At 38.3% G+C, this 13,969-nt stretch carries 11 protein-coding genes and 1 other RNA gene; 6 read left to right on the top strand and 6 right to left on the bottom strand.

Annotation, left to right across the window (positions count from 1 at the left end):
* Nucleotides 1-3: 3 nt before the first annotated feature.
* Both H5119_RS01110 and H5119_RS01105 read right to left on the bottom strand, forming a co-directional pair.
* Nucleotides 4-411: a phosphate ABC transporter substrate-binding protein gene (locus tag H5119_RS01110; RefSeq protein ID WP_138585005.1), complete on the bottom strand. Its 408-nt coding sequence runs from the start codon at nt 409-411 to the stop codon at nt 4-6.
* A gap of 12 nt (nt 412-423) precedes the next feature.
* Nucleotides 424-1,578 (bottom strand): porin, encoded by a 1,155-nt coding sequence (locus tag H5119_RS01105; RefSeq protein ID WP_182700893.1) that lies wholly within the window; start codon nt 1,576-1,578, stop codon nt 424-426.
* Nucleotides 1,579-1,896: 318 nt separating this feature from the next.
* Between H5119_RS01105 and H5119_RS01100 the strand changes: the two genes are divergently transcribed.
* The gene (locus tag H5119_RS01100) at nt 1,897-4,119 is read left to right on the top strand and encodes a TonB-dependent receptor (RefSeq protein WP_182700892.1); all 2,223 of its coding nucleotides are present in this window, start codon (nt 1,897-1,899) and stop codon (nt 4,117-4,119) included.
* A gap of 155 nt (nt 4,120-4,274) precedes the next feature.
* On the opposite strand, the gene H5119_RS01095 is transcribed toward H5119_RS01100, so the two are convergent.
* The gene (locus H5119_RS01095; protein WP_182700891.1) at nt 4,275-4,640 is read right to left on the bottom strand and encodes a hypothetical protein; all 366 of its coding nucleotides are present in this window, start codon (nt 4,638-4,640) and stop codon (nt 4,275-4,277) included.
* 51 nt (nt 4,641-4,691) lie between these two features.
* Here H5119_RS01095 and H5119_RS01090 point away from each other — a divergent pair, with 51 nt between their 5' ends.
* Nucleotides 4,692-5,129: a GNAT family N-acetyltransferase gene (locus H5119_RS01090; protein WP_077537311.1), complete on the top strand. Its 438-nt coding sequence runs from the start codon at nt 4,692-4,694 to the stop codon at nt 5,127-5,129.
* Between the two features lie 67 nt (nt 5,130-5,196).
* Nucleotides 5,197-6,870: a gamma-glutamyltransferase gene (ggt, locus tag H5119_RS01085; RefSeq protein WP_182700890.1), complete on the top strand. Its 1,674-nt coding sequence runs from the start codon at nt 5,197-5,199 to the stop codon at nt 6,868-6,870.
* 128 nt (nt 6,871-6,998) lie between these two features.
* On the opposite strand, the gene H5119_RS01080 is transcribed toward ggt, so the two are convergent.
* Nucleotides 6,999-8,201, bottom strand: a complete 1,203-nt coding sequence (locus H5119_RS01080) for an aromatic amino acid transport family protein (RefSeq protein WP_077537313.1) — start codon at nt 8,199-8,201, stop codon at nt 6,999-7,001.
* Between the two features lie 227 nt (nt 8,202-8,428).
* On the opposite strand from H5119_RS01080, the gene H5119_RS01075 reads away from it, so the two are divergent.
* A complete protein-coding gene (locus H5119_RS01075; RefSeq protein ID WP_138584998.1) occupies nt 8,429-9,325 on the top strand; it encodes a DMT family transporter in 897 nt (298 codons plus the stop codon).
* Between the two features lie 14 nt (nt 9,326-9,339).
* Here the strand turns inward: H5119_RS01075 and H5119_RS01070 are convergent, their stop codons facing one another.
* The gene (locus tag H5119_RS01070) at nt 9,340-10,218 is read right to left on the bottom strand and encodes an OmpA family protein (RefSeq protein ID WP_182700889.1); all 879 of its coding nucleotides are present in this window, start codon (nt 10,216-10,218) and stop codon (nt 9,340-9,342) included.
* Between the two features lie 206 nt (nt 10,219-10,424).
* Between H5119_RS01070 and rnt the strand changes: the two genes are divergently transcribed.
* The gene (gene rnt, locus H5119_RS01065) at nt 10,425-11,120 is read left to right on the top strand and encodes a ribonuclease T (RefSeq protein ID WP_182700888.1); all 696 of its coding nucleotides are present in this window, start codon (nt 10,425-10,427) and stop codon (nt 11,118-11,120) included.
* On the opposite strand, the gene H5119_RS01060 is transcribed toward rnt, so the two are convergent.
* Nucleotides 11,104-12,729, bottom strand: coding sequence for a DUF342 domain-containing protein (locus H5119_RS01060; RefSeq protein ID WP_182700887.1), 1,626 nt, complete (start codon nt 12,727-12,729; stop codon nt 11,104-11,106). The two genes, rnt and H5119_RS01060, sit on opposite strands and share 17 nt — an antisense overlap.
* Before the next feature lie 264 nt (nt 12,730-12,993).
* Between H5119_RS01060 and ssrA the strand changes: the two genes are divergently transcribed.
* Nucleotides 12,994-13,350: a transfer-messenger RNA gene (gene ssrA / locus H5119_RS01055) on the top strand.
* Nucleotides 13,351-13,969 lie beyond the last annotated feature (619 nt).

Below are 13,969 nucleotides of genomic sequence, written 5' to 3'. Positions count from 1 at the left end.
TGATCAAAAGGTAGCAATAACTTTTACTTTATCGCTCACTTTAGCACTATCTATATAACCAATTGCATCTTTGTTAGCTGCAACGAAGTCAATAACAGCTTGATCACTGTCTAATTTTCCTGGAGGAGTACCCTTACCAGTAAATACAAGCTTAGACCAATACGCATTAATCTGGCTACTTGATTTACCAACGACCTTATCATTGAACTCATCAGCAACAGCAGTACCATTTTGATCAACAGGGCTAACTTTTGTACCATTGTCGAAAGATTTATTTTTACCTAAATAAATTTTCTTTATAGCATCAATATCAATTGTGCTCGTATTACTTGGATTAATAATAACCGCGACTTCTGCAAATACACTTACAGAGCACAGTGATAATACACCTGCTAACATTAATTTTTTCATTATTCGCTCCAATTAAAATACTAAATCAACACCAAATGCAATTACATCAGTGTCTGTATTGGTTAAATCATTTTCATAGCGACTTAAATCAATTTTAAATGCTGCTGAAGGGTGAAAATCATAACGCGTACCAATTGTATACACATTACTTTTTGATTTAATTCTATCCAAAACACCGTTTAGAGCACTGTTTAGAGGAGGGATAGATTGAATTTGATTGTAACGAGATGACTCATGTTCATCGTCATTATTTTCATAAGTGAAATGTACAATTACATCATCCATTCTGTAGCCAACAGAAGCGTAATACTGAGTCTGTTTTGCTAACAGGCTGTTTTCAACTTCAAATTGAGTATACTCGGCATCAAATAATACGTTGTTATAATCAATAGAAAAACCAACGCCAATAAACGTGCCATCGTCTTCATTAATATCAAGATCATCAGCTAGTTCTGTAAGCCCACTTTGACGTAGTACGTTTTCAAGCGCATTAATTTGAGCACCAGATAAATCATCTGGATCATTTTGACCAAGCGCTATTGAGGTATCTGCAATTAAATAAGCTGCACGTGCACTAAACCAGTCATAAGATAACGTCCAGTTGATACCAGCGATATCATTTAACTCTGCTTTGTCATGGTAAGTGACGGTCTCAATTTCACCATCAAAGCTACCATAAATGACTTGTAGTGTTGAATCCCAGTCACCAATTTGCGAATTATAAAGTAAGTTTAATCCTTCATAAGTAGAAAATGGGATGCTGTATACTGACTCAGGTGGACGTACCCAGCGGTATGCATAACCTACATCAATAAAGTCAGAATAACGGTAAAAAGGCAATCGCATTTTACCAGCGCTTAATTGTAACTCATCATTAAATTCATAAGTTAAGTAAGCCCACTCAAATTCGGCATCAAAATCATTATTACCGCGAGCAACAATTTGCGCTGTTGCACTTAGTTTTTCTTGTAAATCGGCTGATAACTGCAGTGCAAACACACTTTCATTTTTAAATGAAATGTCATCATCATAGCCATAACGACCTCGATCATCTTCTAGACTTTTTCCGCCAACTATTGATGCAAAGCCATTAATTCTTACTTCAGCATTAGCATAACTCGTTGCTAGTGCTGCACATATTGCTACTGCTACAGATAGCTTTTTCATATGTAGTTCCTATTTATTATTAAGTGTTGATTCCTTATGCATTATAGAGTTAAAACAATAATTATCTAATAAATAAGCTAATTTATTTTTTAGTACTATGGAAATAAATGGATAATCACTGAGCAAATAAGTGAAAACGTATGTGTGCATTTTAAGTTTTTGTACGCCAATTGAAATTATTAATACATTTATTCACAATAATGTCATACAATACCCTTCCAGAGGAAAGATGCTTTTAGCGTCTTTTTTTATGCCTGAAATTTATATTATCTAAATATAAACGCATAACCAATCACACGGTATCCTTTGGAGAACATTTTGAAATTACGCAACCTCTCACAGTTAAGTCTTGCAATACTTGCTGCACTAACAGCCTCTGTAAATGCTGAAGAAACCAAAACAACAGCAAAACAAGATGCATTTGAAAAAATCGAAGTAACAGCTCGTAAACGTACTGAAAGCTTATTTGAATCTCCAACCGCTATTACATCAATTGGTGCAAACCTAATAGATAAAGCCAATATGAGTAACCTAGAAGATATTGGCAAATATGTACCTAACTTAAATATCACACGTTACGGCGTGGGTAATTCCGCTCATGCTTCTGTATTTATTCGTGGTATTGGTCTGCAAGATCACATTATTACAACGGATCCTGGTGTAGGTGTTTATTTAGATGGCGTTTATTTAGGTCGCCAGATGGGCTCTAACTTATCGTTACCGAACGTTGAACGTGTTGAAATTTTACGTGGACCGCAAGGTACGCTATACGGGCGAAATACACTCGGTGGTGCTGTAAACGTAATAACAAAACAACCAGGTGATGAGGGGATTATTACCACAACCGCAAAAGTAGGTAGCCGTGGTCGTATTGCTGGTGATGTATATTTTAATAACACATTGACAGATGATTTAAGTATGTCTGCAAGTGCAGCTTACAAAACACGTGATGGTGTAGGTAAAGCGGTGAACCTTGCTAATCCAGAAAAAGAAATAGGTGAAGAAGAAGAGCTGAGTGGCCGCGTTGCACTTAAGTGGCAAGCAAATAGCGACTTGGCATTTACATTCTCTTTAGATGGCGTTGATAACGAATCAGGCCAATCGCCATATACAATTGAATTAACTGAGCCACTGGACCCTAATAATGTTTCCAATGGTGACTTTCCATTACTAACGCAAGATTTAATTCCATCAAACCCTGATGATTTAGGCACAACGGTTGCCGGTATTGAATCAACATCTTACTCGGGTTGGGGCACATCATTCACGGCTGATTGGGCTATTAATGATACATACACGGCAAAATTTATCTCAAGTTACCGTACTTCAGAATACGAAGGTGGACTTGATGATGACGCTTCACCACTTAATTTATCAGAGTTTCCTGAAGAAGGCGGCGCAGATCAGTATTCTTTTGAAGTACAGTTAAACGCGACGTTTGATAATATGGATTTTGTATCAGGTCTTTATTTCTTTAATGAAGACGGCTTTACACGTTCTGGTCCATTTGTATTTAGCCCATTCAATACACCAAATGGTTTATTAAATGATGGCGTAACACCATCATTTGGTGGTTACGGTAGTTTTGAAATAAACCAAGAAACTAACTCTTACGCAGCTTATATCAATGCAAGCTACGACTTAACTGATGACTTAACGCTTGGTGGTGGTTTACGTTACTCTCAGGATGAGAAAGATGCGAATGCTATCTTCCCATCATTTCCTGCACGTAAATACGTAACTGCAGATTTTGACGCTATAACATGGGATATCAACGCATCATATCAGCTCAGTAGTAATATGAACGTGTATGGTCAAATTCAAAAAGGCTATCAAACTGGTGGTTTCCCACCGCGTCCATTTAGTGGCCCAGATCAATTTACTTCTTTTGATGAAACGAAAGCAGTTAACTACGAAATTGGTTTAAAAGGGCAAGTGCATGAAAATGTATCTATGATGCTTGCTGTATTTGTTACTGATTACACTGATTTAGCACTGCCATTCTCAGATCCTACCGCGGGTGGCGGCTTTGTAACTATTGTAGAAAATGCCGGCCAATCTAAAGCGCAAGGTATTGAGCTTGAAACAACGGTTGCTATCACAGATGACTTCACTATTCGCAGCGCTGTAGGCTATCTTGATTCTGAAATTACTGACGTTGCACAAGGTGTACAAGGTATTGGTAAAGGCGATTCACCAGCTCTAACTCCACGCTGGACTGTAATGGTTGCTCCATCTTACTTCATGGATTTAAGCAATGGCGGCACTTTGGCGTTAAATGCTAACTACTCATACCGTAGTGATATGCAAGGGCAGTCGGTTTATAACCAAAGTGAAACAATCGATTCACGTGAATTAGTGGGTTTTAATATCTCTTACACTAACCCGTATGGCGATATGGAAGTAACGCTTTATGGTGAGAACGTATTAAATGAAGTTTACGACGTAGGCCGTTTACAGCAATCAGGTTTTGTTGGTGTAATGCGCAGTAATGACCGAAGTGAATTTGGCTTAAAATTCAAAAAAGATTTTGAGTTATAAATAATATCAATAGCGTTAAATTAGAGGTTTTTAGCTTTTTATAAAAGCCTCATTAAGCGCTATTTTAGTCGTTAAAATCGAAGTACTTTAATAGCGCTGCGATTAAACAAAAAAAGGTAAGCCTAGGCTTACCTTTTTTATTAAAAGTAGGAAGATTAACCTTCTTTGTGAGCTTGACGAGCTTGTTCAATTTCGTCAGCAATTTCTTGTGCTTTTTGCTTTGTTTTTTCAGTTAATTCGCCAGCGGCTTCTTTACTTTTTACCCATGCCTCAACAGCAATTTCTTTGCCATCATCGTACATGTCTAGGCCCATAGCTTTACTTTGTTCTAATAGTTCATTTAACGACTCATCATTTTTAAAATCGTTTGTAGTCTCTTTTACATCATCCCACGCATCACCAAGCTTTTCTTGCATTTGCGCGCTTTTTTCTTTTGCATCTTCTTTTACTTCATTGGCGTCTTCACAACCCGTTAACGTAATTAAGGTGCCCAATAAAGCTAAACCTGCTAATTTGTTCATGTGTTATTCCCTTTAAAGACTAATTATTAATTCAGGGCTAATTGTAAAACAATGAAAATGAACGTACTCGGAACAGAACGATTAAATTTAAAATTAATGCATGAAGGCGCGGCCCCACAGCTATACGAACAAACATGTTGGGGGCTATGGGAGATAACAATAAAACAAAGTAATGTTTTTATTGGCTACATACTTGTAAAGCCAATGGACTTATTTAGTGAATTACCTGATTTTAGTGATATTGAAATTGGTTGGCGTTTAAAGCAAGAAAGCTGGGGAAACGGCTATGCCACAGAGGCTGCCAGCCTCATGTTTAATGAAATAGCGAAGCAGCCAGATATAAAAAAAATTAGTGCGACAGCGAATAAAAACAATCAAGCTTCTATTAAGGTGATGGAGAAACTAGGCATGCAATTTATTAAAAATTATATACAAAAAGAAGAAAGTGGCGATGTGCCTTCAGTGCATTATTCAAAATGTATAAATTAACAAATTGTGTGATGATTACTTGGTATTTAAAAGCAGATTGCTATAAACAATAATTTAAGGATGTTCGATGGGACTATTTTTATCTAGAAGTACGCTTATCGCTAAAAGCGTATTTATTTTACAACTCAGTGTGTTTAATCTCGCAGCAAAGCCATTATCTCAAAGTGCTGTAGCAATGCCTGATGCATTTAGTGCAGATGCCGCTAAGAGTATTTTAGATCAAGGTGGTAATGCTATTGATGCGGCTATAACGGCGCAATTTGTACTTGCGGTAACGTTACCTGAGGCAGGTAATATTGGCGGTGGTGGTTTTATGCTTATCCAAAAAGGTGGGCAGGGCGATTTTATCGACTACAGAGAAACTGCACCAAAGGCATCTTATCGTGATATGTATTTAAACGATAAAGGTGATGTAATTACTAATAAATCTATTTATGGCATTAGCGCCAGTGGTGTACCTGGTAGTGTTGCCGGTATGTGGCTTGCACATAAGCGCCACGGCACACTGCCTTGGAAAACATTAGTGCAGCCAGCAGTGGCTTTAGCTGAACAAGGTTTTGTCGTGCCTCCTAAATTAGCAAAAGGTGTTAGCCATTATATAGCCCATCTAAAAGAGCAAAAAATAAATGTAAACTTTGAAAAATATTTTATTGATGTAAAAGCGAATAAAGTATTTAAACAACCAGAGCTTGCGACCACTCTCAAGCGTATCCGCGATAACGGACAAGATGGTTTTTATAAAGGTGAAACAGCCAATATTATTGCAAAATTTATGCATCAACATGGTGGTATTATTGATCAGGATGATTTAAAAAATTACACCGCTAAGTCTCGAGTGCCTATAAAAGTAAAGTGGAATGGTTATGAAGTACTTACTTCTCCACCGCCAAGTTCGGGCGGTATTGCTATTTTGCAATGGCTTAAAATGTACGAGTTGAAAAAGCCAAATTATGGTCTTGCACACAACTCAACGCAGTACGTTCATTTACTCGCAGAAATAGGTAAACGCGTGTTTGCCGATAGGGCTGAATACTTAGGTGATCCTGACTTTTTTAATGTGCCAGTAACAGCGCTAACAGATATAAATTACCTTAAAAACCGTAGTAACGATATTTCGTTAACGGCCATTTCAAACACAGAAAGCATTAAGCCAGGCCTTAAAGAAAGCGAGCAGACTACGCATTTTTCAATTGTTGATAAAATGGGCAATGCAGTTGCCAATACAACCACAATTAACTTAGGTTTTGGTAGCGGAGTTGTGGTTGAAGGTGCTGGGTTTATTTTAAATAATGAAATGGACGATTTTAGTGCAAAACCTGGGGTAATGAATGTGTTTGGTGCTATTGGAGGTAAAGCAAACGAAATTCAGCCGCATAAGCGTATGCTTAGCTCTATGACGCCTACAATATTACTTAAAAATAATACGGTTAAAATGGTAACCGGTTCGCCTGGTGGTACAACAATTATTAGCTCTGTATATGAATCAATATTAAACGCCGTTGAGTTTGATATGAACGCAGCAGATGTTGTTAACAGCGCAAGGTTTCATCATCAATTGTGGCCTAAAAACGTGATTAGAATGCATGCGGGTTTAAGCGCGAAGGTAAAAGCTGAGCTTGTAAAAATGGGCTATGTTATTGATGAACGCCACTTTGGTGATCTAAACGTCATTATTAATAAAAACGGTAAGCTAGATGCGGCGTCTGAGGTGTCAGGTCGAGGAAAGTCGATTGTTTTTTGATCCATGTTAAACATGGGCAACCTTTATTTGGGATTTATGCGTTGTATTTAACAACGCGTAAATACCAAACAGTCTGCTTAAAATTTAACCTCGAAAGGTCAACACGACCCAGTTATTAGAATGCAGTGTTACCCAATTGCAGGAATAACACCTGCCATTTGCATAAACTGCGCTGCTATAATTGTTATCCCGCATACGGCCGCTATTCCAAGGCCTATATTACCGCTCCTTACTTTATAACCTGTTTTATCTGATGACATGCGTTGTTTATACACCATCGCTACAGGTAAAAATACGGCGAGCACCACTAATGCAATTGCAGCGTAACCGAGTGCCATAATAAATCCTTGAGGATAAAATAATGCAAATCCTAAGGGAGGAATAAAGGTAATAAATGCTGTTTTAATGCGATCTGTTTTATTATCCCCTTTTTTAAATGCATCAGCAAAAAAGTCGAATAAACCTAAGCTTACGCCTAAAAATGAAGTGGCAAGGGCTAGATCAGCAAATAATTTAACAGCAATTGCTACATTGGGGTTATGAGCAATGCCTGCCACACTTTCTACAAAGCCACTGAGCCCTTCGCTGTTAAGCAAGTTTGCTTGACTCATAATACCTTGGCTTAATAATTGCCAAAAAATATAAATAACCAACGGAAGTGCTGCACCTGCAATCATAACTTTACGCAGCACTTTTATGTCAAGCCCGACATATTTAACAATTGAAGGTATCGAACCATGAAACCCAAATGAGGTAAATATAACGGGAATAGCAGAAAGGAGTAAGCCTTGCTCTACAGGCATTTCTAATAGGTGTTTACCTTGCACGTAAGGTGAAAGCATATAAAACAAGCTACCTAATACAATAATTTTTATTGTAAACAATACCCTATTAAATTTATCGACTTTACTCGTTCCCAGCGTCACTACGCTTGCAATAATAATTGCCAATATGACAGAGCCAAGTTGTGGTGCAATATTTGTGTTAAATCCTGAATTTATACGATCTTGCAGCTGCGCCCCACCTCCTGCTATATACGCAGCACACAAAGCATAAAATAAAAATATCATTGAAAAGTTAGCAATATATTGGCCTTTTTTACCAAGCCATAATTTAGCCAACGTATTTAAAGTTGCGTCTCGTGGTGCGTACTGATGTAGTTCTAACATGAGCAATGCGGTGTAGGTCATAAGCAACCAACTACACACAATGAGCGCAAGCGCAGTGGTAAAACCTAAACCAGCTGAAGCGATTGGAAGCGCCAGCATTCCGGCTCCAATGGTTGTTCCTGCAACAATTAACATGCTACCTATTGTTTTATTTTTAAGCACTTAATAACCCTGATAATTCGAGAGAGGTATGCACGATATAACTAGTTGCTCAAAACTGAAATAGTTTTGTGGTAAAAGGCTGCAATTAAAATGTAACTTTCAATTTACAACTGTATTTTTAAGCGTGTTTTAACTGATGAAACACAATTAAATACGTTAAAGTGCAACAGTTTAACGGTATAATTTGTTGTTTATCATTTATGCTAATTCATAACTCAGGAATAAACGTGCCAATTAAAGCATCGTACTTTTTAATGGTTCTAATATGGTCTACTACACCACTTGGTATTGTATGGAGTAGCGAAACTGTGTCGCCTACACTTGCGGTGCTAATGCGTATGCTGGTGGGCTTATTTTTAGGTGGTTTAATTGTTGCTGTTACCAATATTAGAGTGCCTTGGAGTAAAAATGCGTGCTTACTTTATTTTTATTCGAGCATCGGTATTTTTGGTGGCATGTTATTGAGTTATATGGCGGCTAAAACAGTTCCTTCGGGCATTATTTCACTCATGTTTGGCTTAGCACCTATTTTGTCGGGATTACTTGCACAACAATTGCTAAATGAAGCTAGGTTTAGCCCTATTAAGCTAATGGCATTGGCATGTGCATTAATTGGTTTATATTTTGTCAGTTATAACCAAATTCAACATTCTCAAACACAAGGACTTGGGTTGTTGTATGTATTTATGGCTGTGTGCTTTTTTAGTTTAAGTGGTGTGATGATAAAGCGTGTACAAATAGCCATTCACCCAATGGCGACCACGTTTGGCGCATTGGTGTTTGTAACACCGTTATTTTTTATCGCTTGGTGGTTAGTTGATGGTGAGTTACAGATAGATAATTGGAGTGCAAAGTCGCTTTGGTCTATTGGTTATTTAGGTATATTTGGCTCGCTTATTGGGGCACTTGCTTACTTTCATGTATTACAAAACTTAAATGCCAGTACGGTTGCTTTAACAACGCTCATTACACCGAGTTTTGCACTGGGGCTTGGTGCATGGCTTAACAATGAAGCACTTAGTACAGAGCTTATTATTGGTGCTGTTATTATTTTAATAAGCCTAGGCGTGTTTCAATTTGGTGATAAATATTTAAAGCGTAATAAGCAACACGCTAAAAGCTAAAGTGCTGTTAGCGACTACATTTTAGCTATTTGAATAATTAAACGACGGTTTTTATCACGTCCTAAAATGTTGTCGTTGCTCTCTACAAAACGTTTTTCGCCCAAACCCGTTGTTTTTACTTTGGCTTCATCAACACCTAAACTCACCATATAATCTTTTATTGTTTTTGCACGTTTACGCGAAAGATCTAAGTTATTCCAACGTCCGCCATAGCTATCTGTATACGAATCAATACTAATAGATTCAATTGTTGCGTCATTTTTTAAATACTCAGCAATTTGATCTAGGCGTTGTTGCGATGATTTCGTTAATTTACTGCTGTTTGATTTATAGTTCATAACTGTAAATGAAATATCTTCAAAACTGTAAGGAAGCAATTCATCACGGCATTGTAGAAATGCCCAGTACGCTTGTTTAAAGTTTACACTTGATAAGCCAACGGCAATTTTATCGGCACTGTTTTGCCAGTCTTGGTAGTAAAAAGTAGGGTAGAAGCCTTTCTCAAGCTCGGTGAGCATTTCCCACGAAATACTATTATCAAGTTCGCCATCAAACTTTTTAAGTAACTTCATGTTGGTAATATCACGAGCCGGTAAACCAGAACGCCAAGAAGGGGGAACCGCTTTTAACCCTGCAATTGAATAATTGTCTGGGCGTACAACCATGTCTAAATTAAAGGTTAGATTTTTGTTTTTGCTAGCGGATGCTTTAAATACAGCCTCGCCATAATATGGAACTTCATGATTTAATTGGCATTGTAAGCGAGTTGTTTTAACTACATTCCAATTCGAATTATCTTGGTTTGCAGTATATTGGCGCATAGCAGCATCGGCACTATTGTTTAACAGTACCTCACAAATACACAGGCTAATAAATAACAACTTAAACTTCATGGGGTATTCTCCAGTAAATCGGGCATGCCAATAATTTGGCAAAATGCAGTGCCATTACAGTTAAAGTAAATAACACTCAGCTAGCTATAACTTTAAAGCAAATTGCATGCCTATAATTTAAGGCATAATTAATCGAGTAAGTGACTAGCCGAAAGGCCCTCACTTTTGACATAATAGAGGGCTTATACCTACAAACCAAGAATACTATGGCAAATACTGAGCAAACACTTTTCGCAAAACGCTTTCGCGGCTTTTTCCCAGTGGTTATTGATGTTGAAACAGCAGGGTTTAACAAAAATACCGACGCTTTATTAGAAATAGCTGTTTCTGTTTTAAAAATGGATGACGAAGGATTGCTTAGCATAGATCATACAGTGCATTTTCATGTTGAGCCTTTTGAAGGCGCTAATATAGAACAAGCTGCTATAGAATTTAACGGTATTGATCCATTCTCACCGCTGCGTGGTGCTGTCGCTGAAGACGAAGTAATAAAAGAAATTTGTAAAGTTGTGCGCAAAGCACAAAAAGCAGCAGGGTGCCAGCGCTCAGTAATAGTGGCGCATAACGCCGCGTTTGATCATGGTTTTTTAAATGCAGCAATAGAGCGTAATAATATTAAACGTACGCCGTTTCATCCGTTTGTCAGTTTTGATACAACAACACTTGCAGGATTAGCCCTAGGGCAAACTGTACTGGCTAAAGCATGCCGTGCTGCAGGTATTGAGTTTGATAATAGTCAAGCGCATTCAGCACTTTACGATACAGAGCGTACTGCTGAACTATATTGCTTTATCGTAAATCGTTGGCAGCAGCTGGGTGGTTGGCCATTAGCAGAAGCTCAGTATAACGATGACGAGCCACAAGCAGATGATACTAATGAGAGCACTAAAACGACAGAGTAATTTTGCCTTCGCTTAGGTGAATCAAATGGGGCGGATAAATACGGGCAAACTGCATAGTCTCTTTCGCTATTTTAAGCTCTACGCCTGGGTACATTAGCTCATTAACCTTTAAGCGGCTTGTTGCTAATAGCCGAGCTATCTTTTGTTTAATAAGCTTTTTTTGTCGCTGAACATTTGCTGCACGGGCTTGTATTTGCTGCTCATTGGCCGTTATTTTATCTAAAAATAATTGCCGTTGGGCAGCCGATGGTATTTTTTTTGCTTTGTCTCGCGCTTGTTCTAATGACGCGGATTTACTCGCCAGTATTTTTTCAAAGTCAGCAATTTGGATTTGTTTATCACGAAGTTCGAACCAGTTTTGCGCTAATAAAACGCGCGTTTTTATACCCGCAGGAGCGCCTAATTCACCAGTTTCAACGCGAATTGCATCTAAAATATTGCCGCCTATAATCTTCCCTTGAGGATCATCTGCTTTACCAACACGTATTAACCGCCTAGCACTTAAATCGCAATGAAGAGCTTGGCGTTCAATAAATAAATCTTGCTCTGTTTTTATATCGCAGTACTGTGCATAAGTAATCGAAATTGTTCGCTGGGCTATAATTTGGCATGTAAAAGCATCATCGTTTTCACGTTTTCGGCCAATCGCACCTTGCATAATTGTTACAGCACTTTTACTTTCAACGATGCCAGACTCAACAAATCCTAAGACAGTAATATCGCCATTTGCTTTTACGCGCATGCCATCTTTAATATCACCACTAATAATAACACTGCCATCAAAGTCAACATGTCCAGTGCTAACATCCACATTATCAAAACATAAAACATCATCAACACGCATACCATGGGGAAGGGCAACAGGCACACCTTTGCTATCTGCAATTAACATGTTTGGATTGTTGGGATCAATTTTCGTGCCTTCAAAAGGCTGTAGTTGGTATTCGTTTCCAGGGTTTGCTGGAATTAAATCCCCAAACACCGTGTAGCCATCTTCACCATAAGTTGCAGCTACGCGCTGCATTAACGCCATGCCCGGTTTAACGGTGATAATAGCACCGAGATCTTTCATATCAACTTTGCCGCCTTCTGTAGCCTGTGGGCTAAGAACACGGTCTTGAGCTGTTGAGCATAAGCGAACAAATTTTGCGTCACTGCCTTTTTTAGGGTTTCGTCCGTGGGCAACTATGGCGCTATACACGCTCCCAGCCGGTTGCTCAAGTTGTTGACCTAAAAATGTATCAAGCGCTCTGGGGCTAACCCCTTTTTTTACACCAACATCGGCAAGCGCTTTTTGTGCGTCTTCCATAGATAGTAAAGCTCCCCCTTTTGCTGTCGTGATAGTCGCCTCTGCAAGCATATTTTTTTCATCAATATTAATAACAATAGACGCGTTAATAGCCTTAGCAATAACTAACGACTCTTCTTGATAATTTTCACTTTGCGCAAAAAGCTTGCCTATGTTGGCTGAAATAACCTCGAAATCACAATATGAAGATTGTTCAAATAACTCGATTAGCTCTGTGCCACTGGTCGGAAAACCACTATCGACAGGGTGCTTTATTAAAGACAAACTCCCTGTTTTTTCATCAAATGAAAAAACCGACATTCATTTATTCCCCACTCAATATGTGTATTATTTTTATAGTATTCAACGCGTTTATTTTTTATTACACTAAATAGCTCTCTATTTGAGCATAACAGCGTTGTTATGTTAAGCAAATGTTGTTTAAGCACTTTGTGATATAAGGCGAGAATGTGTGTTTAATACGCAGTTTCTATAATAACTAAAATAAAAGTGTGTTACCCCTTGAGTATCAGCACTTTACTCAGTTATACTGCTCGCACGCTCTGAATTGAGTTTACTAATTCAGGGGCTGATTAGGATTCGACGGAATTCAAGACGCCCAAGGTGCATGTCGAGGTGCGGTTTGCCTCGTTAAACAGCCGCAACCTAAAGTAATCGCAAACGACGATAACTACTCTCTAGCAGCTTAGGCTAGCTAGCGCTCCTTCCATGTATTCTTGTGGACTGGATTTTGGAGTGTCACCCTAACACCTGATCGCGACGGAAACCCTGGCCGGGGTTGAAGCGCTAAAACTAAGCGGCCTCGCCTTTATTTATCGTGTTCGTCCGAGATCTAAAGGTTAATTAAATGACGATACTAAACATGTAGTACCGACGGTCGAGGCTTTTCGGACGGGGGTTCAAATCCCCCCAGCTCCACCAATAATGGTTTTTAGATTCGTTATCTAAAAACCATAAAAAACCCGCAACTTGAGCAATCAAGTTGCGGGTTTTTTTATGGGAGCAATTTAAATTGGTTCAGGCCGTCAATTACACATAGCAATTATACAGTCAGCCATCTCAAATTTTCCCTTGAAAACTGGTTAAAACTCACCACACAATTTACACCTGTGTTTCATGGCTTGGTAGGCAGGCCATCCTCACAAAAATGTTACGCTGGAAACTTAAACCAAAAGCGGCGAGCGAATATCAGTAACTGTAAAAAGCTACTCGCATAATTTTTAAACTACTCAGTAAAAAGTCAAAACTGCAATTATGCAGTCATTTTTATGTGCGTGATTTAAGTTCAAGAATAATAATCGCTTATTTAATATGTCACACGCGGTAACTACAAAAAGAGATAAACGCTTAGCCAAAAAAGTAAATTTAATAGCACAATATTATTTGTACAATTTAAAGTGGCTGTCTAGTTTAATTTAGGGGCTGTTGATCTTTGTTTGAATTTTGTGCGTAAGCGGTAATCTCGTATAATTTACTTCGCCAAAAACAAACCTTACGAGATTACCATGCCCCGATTAATGCTCACTGATAAGTTGTGGTC

Origin of the sequence: Pseudoalteromonas sp. SG45-5 (assembly GCF_014164085.1) — a bacterium.
GTDB classification, from domain to species: domain Bacteria; phylum Pseudomonadota; class Gammaproteobacteria; order Enterobacterales; family Alteromonadaceae; genus Pseudoalteromonas; species Pseudoalteromonas aliena.
This window is presented reverse-complemented; position numbering and strand designations above follow the sequence as displayed.

Bases quoted from the DNA above. Each gene is read 5' to 3' on its own strand.
- H5119_RS01110 (WP_138585005.1), bottom strand. From the start codon at position 411: ATGAAAAAATTAATGTTAGCAGGTGTATTATCACTGTGCTCTGTAAGT.
- H5119_RS01105 (WP_182700893.1), bottom strand. From the start codon at position 1,578: ATGAAAAAGCTATCTGTAGCAGTAGCAATATGTGCAGCACTAGCAACG.
- H5119_RS01095 (WP_182700891.1), bottom strand. From the start codon at position 4,640: ATGAACAAATTAGCAGGTTTAGCTTTATTGGGCACCTTAATTACGTTA.
- H5119_RS01090 (WP_077537311.1), top strand. From the start codon at position 4,692: ATGAAAATGAACGTACTCGGAACAGAACGATTAAATTTAAAATTAATG.
- ggt (WP_182700890.1), top strand. From the start codon at position 5,197: ATGGGACTATTTTTATCTAGAAGTACGCTTATCGCTAAAAGCGTATTT.
- H5119_RS01070 (WP_182700889.1), bottom strand. From the start codon at position 10,218: ATGAAGTTTAAGTTGTTATTTATTAGCCTGTGTATTTGTGAGGTACTG.
- rnt (WP_182700888.1), top strand. From the start codon at position 10,425: ATGGCAAATACTGAGCAAACACTTTTCGCAAAACGCTTTCGCGGCTTT.
- H5119_RS01060 (WP_182700887.1), bottom strand. From the start codon at position 12,729: ATGTCGGTTTTTTCATTTGATGAAAAAACAGGGAGTTTGTCTTTAATA.